Genomic DNA, 17,530 nt, shown 5'->3' on the forward strand with positions numbered 1-17,530 from the left:
TTCATCAAAGGGGTTGTATGAAGGAACTCGAGGAGCGCATCCGCAGGGAGGGCACGGTCAAGCCGGGCAACGTGCTGAAGGTGGACGCCTTTCTGAACCACCAGTGCGACGTGACACTGTTCGACCACATGGGTGCCGCGTGGGCCGAGCATTTCGCGGGCAAGACCATCACGAAGATCCTCACGATCGAGGCGTCGGGCATCGGCATCGCCTGCGTCGCCGCCCGTCATTTCGACGGCGTGCCGGTCGTGTTCGCGAAGAAGGCGCAGTCCATCAATCTGGACGGTGACCAGTACACGACCACCGTCTACTCCTTCACGAAGCAGAAGGAGTTCCCGGTGATCGTTGCGAAGAAGTATCTCAACGCGGGCGACCATGTGCTGCTCATCGACGACTTCCTGGCGAACGGCAAGGCGCTGCGCGGCCTGATCGACCTGTGCGAGTCGGCCGGCGCGGTGGTCGAGGGCATCGGCATCGCGGTGGAGAAGGGCTTCCAGGGCGGCGGCGACAGGCTGCGCGAGGAGGGCTACGACGTGGATTCCCTCGCGATCGTCGAAAGCATGGACGCCGAGACCGGCGACATCGAGTTCCGCCGCTGACCATACGATGACGACATGAACGGCCCTCCCCGCGGCCGTCGCCCCGGGGAGGGCCGTTCATGTCGCATGGAATCAAGAGAGGACATCATGGAAGAGAAGAAGAACGTCGGGAAGGCCGGCATCTCGATGGAGGCGCTGACCTCCCTCGACGCGCCGGTCTCCTTCTGGAAGGGCATTCCGTTCGGCCTGCAGCATGTGATGGCGATGTTCGTCGCGAACCTCGCCCCGATCTTCATCGTCGCCTCGGCGGCGAAGATGAGCGCCGCCCAGTCGGCCGCCGTCATCCAGGCCGGTCTGCTGGTGGCGGGTCTCGGCACCTGCCTGCAGCTGTACGGCGCGTGGCGCATCGGCTCGCGTCTGCCGATGGTGACGGGCATCTCGTTCACGTACGTGGCGGCCGCGGTCGCGATCTGCGCGGACAAGGGTTACGGCGCGGTCGTCGGCGCGGTCATGGTCGGCGGTCTGCTGGAGCTGGTGCTCGGCCTGACCGCGAAGTACTGGCGTCGGTTCGTGCCGCCGATCGTCTCGGCGATCGTCGTCACGTCGATCGGCTTCTCGCTGCTCAACGTGGGCGCGACGAGCTTCGGCGGAGGCAGCGGTGCAAAGGACTTCGGTTCGTGGCAGAACCTCACGCTGGGCCTGATCTCGCTGGTCGCCTGCCTCGCGTTCCAGCTGCTGATGAAGGGCACCGCCAAGCAGCTGTCCGTGCTGTTCGGCCTGGTCGTCGGCTATGTGGCGGCCATCTGCATGGGCAAGGTCGATTTCTCCGGCTTCCAGCATCTCGCCATCGTCTCCGTGCCGCAGTTCATGCCGTTCAAGCCGGTGTTCGACTGGGGTGCGATCATCTCCCTCGGCCTGCTGTACGTGGTCTCCTCGGTCGAGGTGCTGGGCGACACGGCCGCCTTGACCAAGGTGGGGCTCAACCGTCTGCCCACGGAGAAGGAGACGGCGGGCGCGATCGCCGGCGACGGTCTCATCTCCTCCGTATCGGGCCTGTTCGGGTGCCTGCCGCTCACCTCGTTCGCGCAGAACATCGGTCTGGTCGCGATGACGAAGGTCGTCAACCGCAAGGTGATCCTCTCCGGCGGTCTGATCCTCGTGGTGGCGAGCTTCGTGCCGGCCATCGCCGAGGTGTTCAACTCGCTGCCGCAGGCGGTGCTCGGCGGCTGCACGATCATGATGTTCGGCAACATCATCCTTTCCGGCTTCCAGATGATCGCGGAGGCCGGCTTCACGCAGCGCAACATCACGATCGCCGCGCTGAGCCTGACGATCGGCATCGGCTTCACGCAGGTGAGCGACATCTTCGACCAGTTCCCGGCCCTGTTCCAGCAGATCTTCGCCTCGAACTGCATCGCCGTCGCGTTCGTCGTGGCCGTGATCCTCAACGCCGTGCTGCCGAGCGAGGAGCACTTCCTCTCCGCGCCGGCCGAGCGCACGGAGGATTCCGCCGAGTGACGTTCCATCCGATTCATCGCTGACGACAGCTGACGACGCTGGCGAATCGGGCAAACGCGTGAGGGCCCCGAACCGTTGTGGTTCGGGGCCCTCACGTATATCGGCCCGGCCGAAGTCCTTGTCACGGACGTCCGCTCACGGATCGACGACGGGATCACTCCTCGTCCGTGTCCGTCACCTGCCGGCGCAGGACGAGGAAGCCGATCGCTCCGGCGAGGATCGACGCGGCGAGGATCGCGGTCTTCGCGACCGCCGCGATCTGCATGTCGGCGAACGACAGGTTCGTCACGAAGATCGCCATCGTGAAGCCGACGCCGCCGAGGATGGACACGCCGGCGATATGCCCCCACCTGACGCCGTCCGGCAGACCGGACACGCCGAGACGCACGGTCGCCCACGTGGCAAGAAAGATACCGAGCGGCTTGCCGACGAACAGGCCAAGGAACACGCCGATCGCGACCGGGCTCGTCACGATCTCGCCCACGGACATGCCGTGCAGCACGACGCCCGCGTTCGAGAACGCGAACAGCGGCAGCACGAAGAAGTAGACGAACGTGTGCAGACCGTTCTCCAGACGGATCGTCGGCGGGATGGTGGCGCTGGAGACGCGGCGAATGGACTCCACCTCGCGCAGATACTCCTTCTGCGCGATGTCCGGCTCGCCCGGATCGTAACGGTCCTCGGCGGAACGCACGCGCTTCGCGAACCACGCGCCCACCCGGTCGAGTTTGATCTCGGAGCGCGCCGGGATGGCGAGCGCAAGCATCACGCCGGCTAGCGTGGCGTGCACGCCGGAGAACAGCACGCACACCCACATGACGAATCCGACCGCGAGATAGGGCGGCAGATCGTGGATGTGGAGACGGTTGAACGCGAACAGGACGGCGAACATGGCCAGCGCGGCGATGAGCCACGGCAGGTTCAGGTCGGACGTATAGAACAGTGCGATCACGCCGATGGCGATCATGTCGTCGGCGATGGTGAGCGTGGACAGGTAGGCGCGCAGGCCTGCGGGCACGCGGCTGCCGAGCAGGGCGAGCAGGCCGAGGCAGAAGGCGATGTCGTTGGCCATGGGCACGCCCCAGCCGCCCGCATGGTCGCCGCCCGCGTTGACGGCGAGGTAGACGAGGGCCGGCAGGATGGCGCCGCCAGCCGCGGCGACGATCGGCAGGACGGCTTTGCGTGGTTCGGTGAGTTCTCCGGCGCGCATCTCGTGTTTGATCTCCAGTCCGACCATGAGGAAGAACAGGGCCATGAGGAAATCGTTGATGAAGTGTTCGAGGCTGATGTCCGCGTGGAGCGGGCCGATGGAGAACGCGAGGTGCACGGACTGCCAGAATTCGTTGAAATACGGCAGGGCGGGCGTGTTCTCGATGAGGAATGCGGCCAACGCGGCGCCCACCATGAGCATGGTGGCGCGTGTGGACGAGTGGGTGAACCGGATGAGGCGGCGTTTGCCCTGGTGTATTCTGACGGCGCCCGGTTCGAGGATGCCCTCGTGGATCGGAGGGTGTGAGGTCATGTGAGGCTCCTGACTGCTTGCGGTGAATGGAGTCGGCCGCCCGTCATGACATGTGGTGCCCGTCATGCGCGGCCGCGAGGATTCAACCTTCCCATGGTACCGGACTCCCCCAAACATCCCTCCGCCGCCCGCGAAAACCGTCCCGAAGCCGCGATTCAGGACTTCGGACGGTCGCCTCCGTCCACGCGGCGATGAGGTATGTTGGTGTGGAGGGAGGATCGTCCTCCGCTTCGCGAACCATCACGGCAAAGGAGCTGCCATGCGCATCTACAACTTCACAGACAACGACGACGTCGCCATCGTCGCCCGGCAGGGGCCGTTCCAGGTCATCGAATGGAAGCGGGACCTGTCCGTCGACTACGGTGGCGCCGCCGGCGCGTATTTCGCTTCCGAGATGAACGTGCGCCGCCGTCAGGTGGTGTGCACGCTCGACGGCAAGACCGGGATCACCGTGCAGGCCGGCGCCATGCAGTGGACCGCCGGCCATATCCAGGCCACGACGGGCGTCAAGGGCGTGGGCGACTTCATCGGCAAGATGGCGCGCGGCGCGGTGACCAAGGAGTCCGCGGTCAAACCCGAATACCAGGGAATCGGCACGCTGGTGCTCGAACCCACGTACCGTCACATCCTGCTCATCGACCCAGCGGCGCAGATGGGCGGTTCGATGACGGTCAACGACGGCCTGTTCTACGCGTGCGAGTCGACCGTGCGGCAGCGCGCGGTGATGGTGTCGCGCCCGAGCGCGATGGTCGCCGGCGGCGAGGGGCTGTTCAACCTCGCGCTTGAAGGGCAGGGCACGGTCGCGCTGGAATCCCCCGTCCCCGCGTCCGAGCTCATCACCGTCGATTTGGAGAACGACGAGCTGAAAATCGACGGCAACTTCGCCATCGCGTGGACCAGCGGATTGCAGTTCACGGTGGAACGCTCCGGTAAGACGCTGATCGGCTCCGCCGCGAGCGGCGAAGGATTGGTGAACGTGTACCGCGGCGTCGGCCGCGTGCTGCTCGCGCCGGTCTCCGGTCCCACGTTCAATATCAACGCCGGCTCCGGCACCGTGTGACCGGCCCCAATCGGAAGGAGGAGAACCATGACCGACGGCAACGCGACCGCATCCGACAAGCCGCGCGTCTACCCGGAGGTGGGTGCGGCGCTGCTCAAGGCGCGCAAGGAGTCGGGGATGACCCAGCAACAGCTGGCCGACGCGACCGGTGTCTCGCGCATCACCATTCAGCGCATCGAACAGGCGCACATCAACCCGTCGTTCAAGACGCTGGAGGCGCTCGCGCACGGGATGGGCCGCACGCTCACCATCAGCTTCGACGCGTGAATTCCGGGTGAACGGCCGACGGCGAACCGACGCACGCACGCCGGACGCCGCCTCGCATACGGCACAATGGTGGCAAGGAGGCCCGCCATGGTCGATGACTACACCGCGAAGATGACCGAACTGATCGGTCTGATGCGCCTGATCGGCAACGACACGCAGCAGTGCGAGGTCAAGGAGTGCGCGCGGCGCATCTCGTCCACGATCACGGACACGCTGTCCGCGTTCTCGAACGGCTCGGGCGGTTGGATTATCCTCGGATTTAGCGAACGCAACGGGTTCACGCCGGTCGAAGGGTTCAACGCGCGCGCCATGCAGGAGGCGCTGAGCCAGGCGTGCGAGAAGATGACGCCGGTCGTGCGCCCGGTGATCGTCACCTGCCCGTTCGAGGGAGCGAACCTCGTGTTCGCCCGCATCGACGAGATGATCCCCCGGGACAAGCCCTGCTTCATCACCGAACGGGGACCTTACGGCGGCTCCTATATCCGCACCGGCGACGGCGACCGGCATATGACCTCGTACGAGGTGGACCGACTCATCGAAGAGCACCTGCAACCCACCTACGATCTGGACGTCGTGCCGCGCGCCACGCCCGATGACCTCGACCCCGGTCTCGTCGCGGGGCTGCTGGAGCGGGTCAGACGGCAGCATCCCCACGTGTTCGCCGGTCGCGGCGACACCGACATGCTGCTCGATCTGGAGGTGCTGCGCCACGACGATTCCGACGTCAGGGCGGTGGGCGGCGTGCTGCGCCCCACGCTCGCCGGTCTCCTCGCGCTCGGCCGCTACCCTCAGAAATACTATCCGCGTCTGAGCGTCTCCATCGCCGTGTTTCCGGGTACGAGCCGCGACGACGTGTTCCGCGGTGACGAACGGCTCGTCGCCTCGCAGACCATCGTCGGGCCGATTCCGGTGATGATCGACGATGCGGTCGACGCGCTCATGCACTGGATCGGCGCGAAGAAGCCCGACTATCCGCCCGTGGCCCTGCGGGAGGCGATCGCGAACTCGCTCACCCACCGCGACTACTCCCCCGACGCCCGCGGCACGCAGGTCAACATCAACGTATTCACCGACCGCATCGAGATCACGAATCCCGGAGGCCTCTACGGCACGGTGACGCATGACGTGCTCGCCAACCCGCATCCGGTCACGGGCGTGCCGTTCGTCTCCACCCGCAACCAGTTCCTGTTCACCCTGCTCGAATCCACCCCCTATCCGGGCGGCGGCTACGTGAACCCGGAGGGCGGCGACGGCTACCAGCGCATCGCCGCCACGTTGCGCGAGGCGGGCATCGAACCGGCGACGACGCGCAACACGATCAACACGTTCACGATGACGATCACCCGGCATCGGACCGCCGTGGCCGGGACCCCCAGCGACATCGCCAAGGCGATCACCGGCGTTCTGGAACGCCATTCGGCGATGAGCATCCGGGAGATCCTGCACGAGCTGCAGCTGACGCCGCTGGCGGTGACCACCGGCATGCGCGAACTGATACGCGAAGGGCGGGTCACCAAGGTGCGTTTCCGCGACGACCCGACCCAACGCTACCGGCTGGCGAGCGCCTGACCCGGCAGGCGTATACGCCGCGTATCATACGGCGCGTGAATCGTACGTCGCATCACATGAACACGAACCAGGAGGCCGTGTCCCACCAGATGGCGGCCGGCATGTTCATGCCCGAGGCGAACTGCTTGAAGAACAGGAACAGGAAGGCGGCCGCGATTCCGGTGGTGAACCATCCGAAGGTGAGGCGCCGCGTCACGTCCCGCCACGGACCATACCCCGCCCGGTTCGCCGCGCCGTCGACCGCGTAGAGCAGGACGAGCACGGCGGTCATGATCATGAAGCCGAAGTCGATCTCGTAGCGGAAGTCGACGCCGGGGACGCGAGCGTCGATGAGGAACGTCAGCGCGGATGCGGCGAGCGCGCCGACGATGAGACGCGTGGCGGCGACGCGGCGCAGCGCGAACCGCCACACGAGCATGGTGAACAGCAGGAGCGCGAACGGCGCGGCGGTGAACAGCCACCCGCCGAACATGGGGTGTTCGCTGCGCCATGTGGTCAACGGCACGCTCTGCAATTGGACGAACGGGAAATGCGCGGTGAGGTTCGGCGGCTGGAACAGGTATTGGAACACGAACGACAGGTATTGGGTCAACGGCGGATGCGTGTTCGTCATGTCGTATCCGGTGAGGTTGTATTTCGCGCCGAAGTCGGTGGACCTGCCGAATCGCGCCTGGTTGTAGGCGAGCTGCGGCAGGAAGACGATCAGGTACGGGATGGCCGCCCACGCCCACACGCGTGTCTCCTGCGTCAGCGCCCGCGCGTCATGCAGCCCATGCGTCCACAGGTCGCGGATCTCGTCGGCGAACAACGGGATCGCGACGAACGTGGCGAGGATGACCTGCGGCCGGCAGGCGATGGTCAGGGCCATGCATGCCGATCCCGCGGCGAGCAGCGGCAGATGCCGTTCCAGCCCGCGCAGCTTCGCCTCGATCCACAGCGCGATGCCGAGCGAGGCGAACGCCACGGCTATCTCCTGCGGGATCTGGTAGAACAGGCCGAGCTGGACGAGCATGGCGATGCCGTTGCCGAACATCATGGCGGTCACGCCGAGCATGGTCGCGCCGAGCGAGACGGGACGGCGCCGACCGAGCAGACGCGCCAGCTGGATGGCGAGCAGGGTGGTCGCCGCGGATGCGAGGGCGACGGCAATCGCCACTCCCGCGTTCGTGGGCAGGCGCATGCCGGTGACCGCTTTGAACGGGGCGAACAGGAGCAGCGCGGGAAGCACGCCGAAATACGAGTAGTACCGGCCGTCGTGGAAGGCCACGTCGAAGTAGACGGGCGTATCCGGACTGTCGAGGGCCTCCTGCGTGCGTGCGCGGGTGTCATACGGATTGTCCATGGCGGCGAGCGCGTCGTTGACCGGATAGTCGAGCCATGTCCTGCCATGGAGGATCGCGTCGGCGAGCCGCTGGTACTGGTCGGTCGCCTGGTAGGAGGCGAAGAAATCCCAGTACACGGGCTCGGGGCTTTCCAGCGGCGCGGCCATGGCGAACAGGGCGAGCGGCAGAGTGCATGAGACGGCGGCGCATACGGCGAGCGGCACAATCGTGGAGCGGCGGCGCAAGGCGAGGCGCATGCGGTAGAAGGGCGATGCGGGCCGGAAGGCGATGATGATGAGCGCCGTGAGAATCTCGACGACGAGGCGGATGGGGTCGAACCGCATCGGCACGTGCGGGTTGACGGTGATTGTGTTGACCGGAATGACCGCGCCCTTGTCCATCCGGTAGCGCAGGCGCACGTGCGTGGAGCCGTCGCCGATGCGCTGGTATCGGGAGTGTTCGGCGGACGGCGAATAGCCGACGTCCGCGTTGGCGTCGTACCAGCCGGAGTCGGTCGGCTTCATCGTGGACACCTGCCAGCGCACCGCGTCGTTCTGGCTGGGGCGTTCGGATGCGGCGTGGCCGATGTACAGGTAGTCGATCGGTTCGTCGGAGGAGATGTCGCGCCACGCGTGGTCCGGGTCGGTGACGACGGCGGTGCCGCCGGATTCGACGACGAGCCCGTTGCCGAACCCGTCGTCGTGCGCCGTCCGCGGCGTCGAGCCGAGCGTCTGCCAGAACGGCAGGTTGAACACGAACAGTTCGAGCGTGACGATCACGGCGAGCGCGACCACGCAGGGTCTCGTCCACGGCGAGAGCCGGGATGCGGAACGTCGGGGATCCGGCATCGGACTCACTGCTCTCCTCCCTTCGCTCCGCACCAGTCCGTCGCCATACCGGAATCCGAATCACCGCCGTCGTCATCGCCGTCGTCCGTCCACAGGCGGCGGGATGCCGGCGCGTACGCGATCTCCTTGACGCGTTCCAGTTCGTCCTCCTCGAGCTTGCGCTGGGTGCGCAGCACTTCGGAGACGATGAGCAGCAGCAGGGAGACGACCATCCAGATGAAGAACATGACGCCGAGCAGCAACGACTGCATGTGGCCGCGTCCCTGTCCGGCGAAGAAGAACGTGAGATAGCGCACGAAGACGACGAGCGCGGCGATGCCGGGCAGGATCGCGGACCACGTGAACACCGAATGCGCCCGGAACATGAGGAAGCTGCGCACGATCGCGCCGGCGGATTTGCGCATGTGCTCGAAGATGTTGTGGAACAGACGCGACCTGCGCGTCTTCGGATTGGTGACGATCGGCACGGAGGTGATGGCGATGCGCTTGTACCCGGCCTGGATGATCGTCTCCATGCAGTAGCTGAATTCGGTGACGATGTTGAGCTGGAGGAGCGAACGTTTCGAATAGGCGCGGAATCCGCTCGCCGCGTCGGGGATGTCCGTGCCGGCGGCGCGGTTGACGACCCATGAGCCGAATCGCTGCATGAGCCGTTTGAACGGGCTGAACTCCCTGATCGTGGCGGTCTGCCGGTCGCCGACGACGATGTCGGCCCGGCCCTCGATGATCGGGCGGACGAGGTCGCCGATGCGTTCAGACGGGTACTGGTTGTCGCCGTCCGTGTTGACGACGATGTCGGCGCCGTGCTTCAACGCGTAGTCGACGCCGTCGCGGAACGCGCGCGCCAATCCCATCGTGCCGTTGTGGCGTACGATGTGGCGGATGCCAAGACTCCTCGCGACGGCGACCGTGTCGTCGGTGCATCCGTCGTCGATGATCATCACGTCGAGCCGGTCGACGCCGGGGATGCGCTTCGGCATGCGCGCCATGACGAGCGGAAGTGTCTTGGCCTCGTTGAGGCAGGGTATCTGGACGAACACGTGCATCAGTCGCCATCCTTTTCCTTGGCTATGGTTTTCCTGGTCGCGGTCCCGCCGGTCGCCGATCCGTCGGCGTCCTCCGTCCGTTTCGCGAACATCGCCGCGATCCCACGCACGTCGAGGACGCCGATCCGCACGAGCACGGCCACGAACGCGCCGTAGACGACCGCGTACACCACCATGAGCGCGACGAAGTCCGTCACGTGGAACGTCGTCCGCGAGACCACGGCCATGACGATCCACAACACCGCGTCGCAGCCGATCGCCGCCCACGCGCGACGGCTCATCACGTCGCCGAACCGGCGCCGGACCTCGACGTACGAGACGGCCATGGCGGTGAACGTCGCGGCCATGCTGGAGACGGCGAGCGCGGTGATGCCGTAGCGGGCCGATGCGACGAACAACGGCACGACCACGGCGAGGGAGACGAGCGACAGCAGGTCGGAGAAGCGCGTGTCCCGCTCGGCGTTGAGCGTCATGTTGAGGATCACGGTGACGCCCATGAAGAAACTCGAGAACGCGAGACACGACAGGGCCGGCGCCGCGGTGGCGTAGGCGGGCGAGTAGAACGCGGCGAGCAGGTCCGGCGCGGTGGCGGAGATCGTCGCGGCGATCGGCGCCACGAGCGCGAACACGAGCAGGAACAGGCCGCGGGCCTTGGCGAGCGCCTCGCCGCGCGCGTCCTCGGCGATCAGACGGGAGACGACCGGCAGGATGATCACGGCGAACGCCTGCAGCAGGTAGTACGTGGTCTTGCCGAAGTTCATGGCGCCCGTGTAGTAGCCGGCCATCCGGTCGGGTAGTTCGGCCTTGACGACGAGCGTGTCGACGCTCAGGACCAGCGACGCCATGATGAAGAACAGGGAGAACGAGAGCGTGCCGTGCATGGCGTCACGCCACGGGAACGGCGTGCCGGCGCCGTCGGGCAGCAGACTCCGTGCTGGGACGAGCATGGCGAGGCCGATGAGGATGGTCAGGACCATGGCGCCGCAATAGCCGACTTCGACGCCGATGACTGGTTCGCGCGGGAACACGAGGACGATGAGCGGGATCGTGCCCAGTTTGACGATCGGATAGAACGTGGAGAGGAACGCGCTGCGGCCGAACCGTTGGAGCCCGTCGTTGATGCCGAGCATGACGACGTACAGTCCGTTGGCCGGCACGAGGAACGCTGCGTAGCGGAAATAGCGGTCCAGCGTTCCGTCGCCGAGCATGAGGCCGAACAGCGGGGCTCCCGCGAAGTCGATGAGGAAGAACACGGCGACGATGGACGCCTGCACGGCGAGCGTGCGCACGATCACCTGACGACCGTCATGACGATGGGAGGCGATGTTGCGCGACAGGGATTGCCGGGCGCCGTTGCTGACGAACAGGTATTCGAAGTCGAGCACGGTGATGATCGTACCGACCACGCCGTAGTCGGCAGGCGAAGCGAATCCGCCGAGGAACCAGTGGATCGCGTATCCGGCGACGAAGAACGCGATATTGCTGATCAGGTTGAGGACGAGACCACGTCTCATACGTCGGCCCTCCTGATGCTCCGCTCGAAGCCGTTCCCCCTGTCGCGCCTCGTATCTCGCCCGTCGTCCCACAGCCGTTCCGGCGCGACCATGTCGGCGCGGAGCAACGCCAGCATCAGCATGATCGTGACGGGGGCCCACATCATGTAGCGCGTGGCCGTCGGCTTCAACGGGATCGAGATCGCGTTCGGCAGCAGCGAGAGCAGCGACCAGAACAGCGGGATCGTGAACGGCCACCATGCGCGGCGCGGCGGCTTCTGCGGAAGGGTTGCGGCGCGCTCCCCCGGCCGGCCGGCGCGGCCGATGAGATGGAACGCGAGGAACAACGGGAGGATGAACGTCCACATCGCGGTGAACGCGGGAAGGTTCAGGACCGGCGTCGACCGCCACGTGTCCCAGAGCCGGTAGACGGCGGGGCGGTCGACGGTGAAGCGCGGCGAACGTTTCGCCAGCGGACGGAACGACGGGCTGACCGCGTCGTTGATCTGGAACCACATGGTGTTGCCGATCGCCTTGTCCGCGTGCCGGCACAACCGGTCGAGGGAGATGCCCCGGTTCGTGGTGTTGAGAGGAGTGCGGCGCAGCGAGAACCACCCGGATTCCAGAGCGGTGAACGCGGCGGCGTACGAGTCCGGGTGCCGTAATCCCATGACGGCCCAGACGCTCAGGTATTCGGGCACGGCCGCAGGGTCACGCAGCGAATACTGGATGACCGGGTCGGCGAGATACGGGTTGTAGCGTGACGCCATCTGTTCGAACGGCACACGGTTGACCCGGTCGATGATCCGACGTTCCCGGTCGGTCACGTCATGGGGATGGTCGAGCGCGTAGCGTGCGGTCATCTGCATGGGCACGACGAGCAGCTGGTTCGCATCCTCCCCACGCACGCGCAGCGGGCCTCGCACCATCGCAGGGAACGCCACGCCGGAGACGAACGCCACGACAAGCATGCAGGCGAGCGCCGCGATCCGCCGGCCGCGACGTGCGCGCAGCAACGGCAGACAGGCCGAGGTGAGGATGACGATAACCAGACCGGTCATCGTGGTGAGCGCGCACAGCGTCGAAACGACGATGAAGCCGATGAGGAACCGCCGCGAATCGAATACGGCGAGACGCGTGCGCGTCGCTTCGGCGACCATGACGAGCCATGGGATGAGCGCCATCATGTGCAACGTGTCCTTCACGATCGACATCGTGAAGATGGGGAACGCGGGGAATACGGCGAAGAACAGCAGCATGCACGTCGAGGCGGCGCGACCGCATCCGATGCGGCGCGCGTACAGGCACATGCCGGCCAACTCCATGCCGGTGACGATCACCTGGACGGCGAGATAGCAGGCGAGGCCGGCGCCGTAGCCGCCGAACAGGCTCTCCCCCATCCATGCGGCCGTTCCGAAGACGATGGTGTCCAGCAGAGGATGATGGGCGGACACCACGCCCGTGGTTCCGTCCGGCGAGACGACGGCGAGGAACTGGACGATCTGATCGCCCGTGTCGTACCATATCGTGCCCGGAGCCATCATCACGATGACCGGCAGCCAGCATACGAGGATAACCGTCGCGCAGACCGCCAGTCTCACAGGCGCGCGGAGCGCGTCGAACCGGTCGAATCCCCCGCGTGCACGGGCGACGAACCGTCTCGCGGGCCCGGGGAGGCCGTCGGGCATTCCGACACGCAGCCGGGCGGACAACAGCCATTCGCCCGCGGTGAACGCCGCGTACAGGACTCCAGCGGCCGCGCACGTCTCCAGCCAGAAGCCGCCGTCGAGCGGGCCGGCCACGGCGCGCACCGCCATGCGGTCGGCGAGGGAGATCACCAGTCCGCCGGCAACGCACGACGCGAGCCGCGCCGCAGCCGACGGTCCGATACTCCTCAACAACATGGTTACGACCATAGGCGCGACGGCATGCCGCTACGTTCCATTTGGCCTAAAGTTCATCCAATGCTGGCGTGCCGGTAACGTCCGCCGCACCGATGCCGGTGTATGTACCGGTGCGTATGCGGCGGTCTACTTGTGGTAAAGGCTCAGACGCTCGTACTTGGGTTCGCAGCACACGTTGACGCCGAGCTTACGGTAGAGCGCCTCGTCGGCGGCGGAGATGATGACCGAGAAGAACGCGTCGCAGCCACGCAATTGCTCCAGTCCGGCGATCACGCGCGCGGCGGTCTCGTCCTCGGCGCTCGTGATGGACAGGGCGATGAGCGTCTCGTCGGAGTGGAGGCGACGGTTCATGCTGTTGAGATGCTCGGTCTTGAGACGGCAGATCGGTTCGATCGCCTTGTCGTCGATCACCGGCAGGTCGGCGTCCACACCGGTGACGGCCTTCAACGCGTTCATGAGCAGGGCGCTGGCGGCACCGAGCAGCACGCCCGTCTTGCCGGTGACGACGCGTCCGTCGGGCAGGACCATCGCGCCGGCCGGTGCGCCGGTCTCCTCCTCGCGGCGCAACGCGGCGGCGCGCGCCGGCGACAGGTCCTCGTCCACGCCCGCCTTCTTCATGATGGAACGCAGACGTTCGATCTGCTCCTCGCCCGTGCCGGTGCGTTTGAAGTTCACGGCGGCGGTGAAATAGCGGCGCACGATCTCCATGTTCGCAGCCTCGCGGCACGCCTCGTCGTCGACGATCGCGTAGCCGGCCATGTTGACGCCCATGTCGGTGGGACTCTGGTACGGGCTTTCGCCCATGATGCGTTCCATCAGCGCCTTGAGCACGGGGAACGCCTCCACGTCGCGGTTGTAGTTGACGGTGGTCTCGCCGTGTGCCTCCAAGTGGAACGAATCGATGATGTTCGCGTCGTCCAGGTCGACGGTGGCCGCCTCATAGGCGATGTTCACCGGATGGTTGAGCGGCAGGTTCCAGATGGGGAACGTCTCGAACTTCGCGTAGCCGGCCTCCACGCCGCGCTTGTGCTCATGGTAGAGCTGCGACAGGCAGGTGGCGAGCTTGCCCGAGCCGGGGCCGGGTGCGGTCACGACGACGAGCGGACGGCTGGTCTCGATGTAGTCGTTACGCCCGTAGCCATCGTCGGAGACGATGCGTTCGATGTCGTGCGGATAACCGGCGATGGGATAGTGCAGGTAGCAGGTGACGCCGAGACGCGCGAGCCGACGACGGTACGCGTCGGCGGCCGGCTGCCCGGCATACTGAGTGAGCACCACGGAGCCTACGTAACAGCCGCGTGAGCGGAACACGTCGATGAGCCTCAGCACGTCCTCGTCATAGGTGATGCCGAGGTCGCCTCGCGTCTTCGCCTTCTCGATATGGTTCGCGTTCACGGCGATGACGATCTCCACATCATCGGAAAGGCTCTCCAGCATGCGGAACTTCACGTCCGGCTCGAACCCGGGCAACACGCGCGACGCATGATGGTCGTCGAACAGTTTGCCGCCGAATTCAAGGTAGAGCTTGCCGCCGAACCGGGCGATGCGCTCCTTGATCCTCGCGGCCTGCAGCTCGATGTACTTGTCGTTGTCGAATCCCTGTCGCATATGCTGTGGCAACCCTTTCGAACGGCGGAACGGCACGAATCGGCCTGAAATCCCGAAACGATGACCACAACAGTATAGGCGATGCCATACTTGCGCCACGAGGACGCGACGTGCGACTACGTAGCCGATCATCCGTTATAATCCCTATGTCGGCCATACGCCCCCTCGAAGAAGAAGGAGACGAGAGTCCCTTGGATGTGTCCTTTGCCTATTTCGTGCAGCAGGTGCTGTCGAATCCCGCACTCGCCGTCACGACGTTGCTGACATTGGGCGTGATCTTCGTCAACGGTTGGACGGATGCGCCGAACGCGATCGCCACCTGCGTGACCACGCGGTGCATGCGCGTACGCTCCGCGGTGATCATGGCGGCCGTGTTCAACTTCCTGGGCGTGTTCCTGATGACCCAGTTCAACGCGTCCGTCGCCTCGACGATCAGCAACATGGTCGATTTCGGAGGGGACACGGATGCCGCGCTGATCGCATTGTGCGCCGCGCTGTTCTCGATCGTCGTCTACAGCGTGGGCGCGTCGATGCTGGGCATCCCCACGTCGGAGAGCCATAGCCTCATCGCAGGTCTGACCGGTGCCGCCATCGCCATCCACGGCGGTGTGGACGCCGTCGACATGGGCGAATGGGTGAAGGTGTTGTACGGCCTGGCCGCGAGCCTCCTGTTCGGGTTCGCGATGGGCTGGATCGTGTGCAAGATCGTGACGCTGATCTGCGCCGGATTCGACCGTCGTCGCACGAACGGCTTCTTCACCGGCGCGCAGATCGTGGGCGCCGCCGCGATGAGCTTCATGCATGGTGCGCAGGACGGTCAGAAATTCATCGGCGTGCTGTTCCTCGGCATGGCGTTCTGCAACGGGCAGCCGTCCGTCGCGGGCGTGGTCATCCCCGTGTGGCTGATGATCCTGTGCAGCACGATCATGGGCGTCGGTACCTCGGTGGGCGGCGAGAAGATCATCAAGTCCGTCGGCATGGACATGGTCAAACTGGAGAAATACCAAGGATTCTCCGCCGACCTGTCCAGCGCGTTATGCCTGCTCGTCATGACGGTGCTTGGTGTTCCCGTGTCCACCACGCATACGAAGACCAGCGCGATCATGGGCGTCGGCGCCGTACGCCGCCTGTCCGCCATCAATTTCGGTGTAGTGCGCGACATGATGCTCACCTGGGTGTTCACGTTCCCCGGCTGCGGCATCATCAGCTTCATCATGGCGAAACTGTTCATGGTCGTGTTCTAACGATTCCGACCCGTATCCACGGTATGTTCAAAGGAGAGAACCACTCATGGCGAGAAAGAACGACGCCTTCTACTTCGACGGATTCCGCAGGAGCGCGGCCTACGCGTGTGAGGCGGCGCATCTGCTGTCCGATGTGATGCACGGTTTCGATCCGTCGACGCTCGAGGCGCGTACCGATGAGATGCACCGCATCGAACAGGCGGCCGACAAGGTCCGTCACGGCATCATGGACGAGCTGGTGACCGCGTTCATCACGCCGTTCGAACGCGAGGACATCGCCGAACTAAGCCACGCGCTCGACGATGTGACCGACAGCATCGAAGGCGTGCTCGACCGCCTGTACTACGACAATGTGACCGACATGCGCGACGACGCCGTCGAAATGACGGATATGATCGTCCGCGCCTGCGAGCAGCTGGAGAAGCTCGTCGACGAACTCCCCCGGTTCAAACGGTCGAAGGCGCTGCGTGAGCTCGTATTCGCCATCAACACGATCGAGACCGACGCCGACCACCTGTTCGTCAAGTCGATGCGTACCCTGCACACCACGGGCGGCGACCCGCTGCAGGTGTTCGCCTGGCATGACGTCTACCGACACCTCGAACAGTGCGCCGACGACTGTGAAAACGCCGCCAACGCCATCGACAACATCGTCATGAAAAACAGCTGACAGTTCCCGTCCACCCCGTTCGACCCCCAAGCCTCCACACGCCGTCTCCCGCTGAAAGGTAACGTGACGTTCTTCCTCCCGCTGGCGGGAGGTGGCGCGCGCAGCGCGCCGGAGGGTGGTCCGGCGTGTGGCCTGTGTGGGGTCCACCCCCACCCGCTTCGCGGGAGCCCCCGCCGGCGGGGGCGGCATCCCGCGCGCGTGTGGTGTGTGGTGGGCACGGCTCCCGGTGTGGTCGCGCGTGTGGTGTGGTGTGTTCCTCCCGCTGGCGGGAGGTGGCGCGCGCGGAGCGCGCGTCGGAGGGTGGTCCGCCGGCTTGCCGGCGGGGGCGCGCGTGATGGTCCGGGGGATATGCGAAGGCCCTTGGGAGCTGTGCTCGACCAAGGGCCTTCCTTATCGTGTGGTGCGGCGGCGTGCTACTCTCCCACATCCTCTCGGGTGCAGTACCATCGCCGTGCCAGGTCTTAGCTTCCGGGTTCGGAATGGGACCGGGCGTCTCTCCTGGGCTATGACCGCCGCAAATCTTCAATTATCAGGGATTTCATATCCCTGATGGCTGGTGGTTTGGGGACCGGATGGTGGACGCTGTTGATTGGTTCTGTTGTGACCACGGTTCGTGTTGCTCCGTGTCGCGTGTATCCGCAGAAAGAGGTCGATGCCGTCCCAACATGGTTGGGATGTGTGTGTCGCGCTTCCCCGTTAGTACCGGTCGGCTCCACCCCTTGCGGGGCTTCCACGTCCGGCCTATCGACCACGTGTTCTGCATGGGGGGTCTCAGGAACCCGAAGGCTCCCCGGGAATACTTATCTTGGAGCGGGCTTCCCGCTTAGATGCTTTCAGCGGTTATCCCTTCCGAACGCAGCCAACCGGCGGTGCCACTGGCGTGACAACCGGCGTACCGGAGGTTCGTCCACCCAGGTCCT

General features: G+C 65.6%; 13 protein-coding genes and 2 rRNA genes. 7 read left to right on the forward strand and 8 right to left on the reverse strand.

The genetic code is table 11. The annotated features are described in order from the left end of the window. The first annotated feature begins 17 nt into the window (after positions 1-17). Complete coding sequence (locus tag AC1AYR_RS03770; RefSeq protein ID WP_034528042.1) at positions 18-599, forward strand: xanthine phosphoribosyltransferase; 582 nt, start codon at positions 18-20, stop codon at positions 597-599. 87 nt (positions 600-686) lie between these two features. After that, the gene (locus AC1AYR_RS03775; RefSeq protein ID WP_476511348.1) at positions 687-2,057 is read left to right on the forward strand and encodes a nucleobase:cation symporter-2 family protein; all 1,371 of its coding nucleotides are present in this window, start codon (positions 687-689) and stop codon (positions 2,055-2,057) included. A 154-nt stretch (positions 2,058-2,211) separates the two neighbouring features. On the opposite strand, the gene nhaA is transcribed toward AC1AYR_RS03775, so the two are convergent. Further along, a complete protein-coding gene (nhaA, locus tag AC1AYR_RS03780) occupies positions 2,212-3,579 on the reverse strand; it encodes a Na+/H+ antiporter NhaA (protein ID WP_476511347.1) in 1,368 nt (455 codons plus the stop codon). Between the two features lie 259 nt (positions 3,580-3,838). Between nhaA and AC1AYR_RS03785 the strand changes: the two genes are divergently transcribed. The 3 genes from AC1AYR_RS03785 to AC1AYR_RS03795 all read left to right on the forward strand — a co-directional run bounded on the left by AC1AYR_RS03785 (position 3,839) and on the right by AC1AYR_RS03795 (position 6,475). Then, on the forward strand, positions 3,839-4,639 hold the full coding sequence (locus AC1AYR_RS03785) for an AIM24 family protein (protein WP_034528038.1): 801 nt from the start codon (positions 3,839-3,841) through the stop codon (positions 4,637-4,639). A gap of 27 nt (positions 4,640-4,666) precedes the next feature. Then, positions 4,667-4,906 (forward strand): helix-turn-helix transcriptional regulator, encoded by a 240-nt coding sequence (locus AC1AYR_RS03790; RefSeq protein WP_051922866.1) that lies wholly within the window; start codon positions 4,667-4,669, stop codon positions 4,904-4,906. 87 nt (positions 4,907-4,993) lie between these two features. Further along, positions 4,994-6,475 carry an ATP-binding protein gene (locus tag AC1AYR_RS03795; RefSeq protein ID WP_476511346.1) on the forward strand — a complete coding sequence of 494 codons (1,482 nt, stop codon included), beginning with the start codon at positions 4,994-4,996 and terminating at the stop codon, positions 6,473-6,475. Positions 6,476-6,527: 52 nt separating this feature from the next. Here the strand turns inward: AC1AYR_RS03795 and AC1AYR_RS03800 are convergent, their stop codons facing one another. The 5 genes from AC1AYR_RS03800 to AC1AYR_RS03820 form a co-directional block, all read right to left on the reverse strand. Then, on the reverse strand, positions 6,528-8,654 hold the full coding sequence (locus tag AC1AYR_RS03800) for a hypothetical protein (protein WP_476555135.1): 2,127 nt from the start codon (positions 8,652-8,654) through the stop codon (positions 6,528-6,530). Continuing rightward, positions 8,651-9,691: a glycosyltransferase family 2 protein gene (locus AC1AYR_RS03805; protein ID WP_084686127.1), complete on the reverse strand. Its 1,041-nt coding sequence runs from the start codon at positions 9,689-9,691 to the stop codon at positions 8,651-8,653. Before AC1AYR_RS03805 ends, AC1AYR_RS03800 begins: the two co-directional genes overlap by 4 nt. Then, positions 9,691-11,205 (reverse strand): lipopolysaccharide biosynthesis protein, encoded by a 1,515-nt coding sequence (locus AC1AYR_RS03810; RefSeq protein WP_476511345.1) that lies wholly within the window; start codon positions 11,203-11,205, stop codon positions 9,691-9,693. Before AC1AYR_RS03810 ends, AC1AYR_RS03805 begins: the two co-directional genes overlap by 1 nt. Next, positions 11,202-13,088, reverse strand: a complete 1,887-nt coding sequence (locus AC1AYR_RS03815; RefSeq protein WP_162178980.1) for a DUF6020 family protein — start codon at positions 13,086-13,088, stop codon at positions 11,202-11,204. The genes AC1AYR_RS03810 and AC1AYR_RS03815 overlap by 4 nt, the downstream gene beginning before the upstream one ends. Positions 13,089-13,214: 126 nt before the next feature. Beyond that, positions 13,215-14,696, reverse strand: coding sequence for a DUF1846 domain-containing protein (locus tag AC1AYR_RS03820; RefSeq protein ID WP_034528025.1), 1,482 nt, complete (start codon positions 14,694-14,696; stop codon positions 13,215-13,217). Between the two features lie 191 nt (positions 14,697-14,887). On the opposite strand from AC1AYR_RS03820, the gene AC1AYR_RS03825 reads away from it, so the two are divergent. After that, entirely contained in the window at positions 14,888-15,940 is a 1,053-nt protein-coding gene (locus AC1AYR_RS03825; protein ID WP_034528023.1) for an inorganic phosphate transporter, read from the forward strand. 46 nt (positions 15,941-15,986) lie between these two features. After that, positions 15,987-16,610, forward strand: a complete 624-nt coding sequence (locus tag AC1AYR_RS03830; RefSeq protein WP_034528020.1) for a DUF47 domain-containing protein — start codon at positions 15,987-15,989, stop codon at positions 16,608-16,610. A 400-nt stretch (positions 16,611-17,010) separates the two neighbouring features. Here AC1AYR_RS03830 and rrf read toward each other — a convergent pair. Further along, a 5S ribosomal RNA gene (gene rrf / locus AC1AYR_RS03835) occupies positions 17,011-17,127 on the reverse strand. Between the two features lie 159 nt (positions 17,128-17,286). Beyond that, positions 17,287-17,530 (reverse strand): 23S ribosomal RNA (locus tag AC1AYR_RS03840); the annotation flags it as partial.

This window comes from Bifidobacterium sp. LH_417 (assembly GCF_056357035.1).

Bases quoted from the DNA above. Each gene is read 5' to 3' on its own strand.
- AC1AYR_RS03770 (WP_034528042.1), top strand. From the start codon at position 18: ATGAAGGAACTCGAGGAGCGCATCCGCAGGGAGGGCACGGTCAAGCCG.
- AC1AYR_RS03775 (WP_476511348.1), top strand. From the start codon at position 687: ATGGAAGAGAAGAAGAACGTCGGGAAGGCCGGCATCTCGATGGAGGCG.
- nhaA (WP_476511347.1), bottom strand. From the start codon at position 3,579: ATGACCTCACACCCTCCGATCCACGAGGGCATCCTCGAACCGGGCGCC.
- AC1AYR_RS03785 (WP_034528038.1), top strand. From the start codon at position 3,839: ATGCGCATCTACAACTTCACAGACAACGACGACGTCGCCATCGTCGCC.
- AC1AYR_RS03790 (WP_051922866.1), top strand. From the start codon at position 4,667: ATGACCGACGGCAACGCGACCGCATCCGACAAGCCGCGCGTCTACCCG.
- AC1AYR_RS03795 (WP_476511346.1), top strand. From the start codon at position 4,994: ATGGTCGATGACTACACCGCGAAGATGACCGAACTGATCGGTCTGATG.
- AC1AYR_RS03805 (WP_084686127.1), bottom strand. From the start codon at position 9,691: ATGCACGTGTTCGTCCAGATACCCTGCCTCAACGAGGCCAAGACACTT.
- AC1AYR_RS03810 (WP_476511345.1), bottom strand. From the start codon at position 11,205: ATGAGACGTGGTCTCGTCCTCAACCTGATCAGCAATATCGCGTTCTTC.
- AC1AYR_RS03815 (WP_162178980.1), bottom strand. From the start codon at position 13,088: ATGTTGTTGAGGAGTATCGGACCGTCGGCTGCGGCGCGGCTCGCGTCG.
- AC1AYR_RS03820 (WP_034528025.1), bottom strand. From the start codon at position 14,696: ATGCGACAGGGATTCGACAACGACAAGTACATCGAGCTGCAGGCCGCG.
- AC1AYR_RS03830 (WP_034528020.1), top strand. From the start codon at position 15,987: ATGGCGAGAAAGAACGACGCCTTCTACTTCGACGGATTCCGCAGGAGC.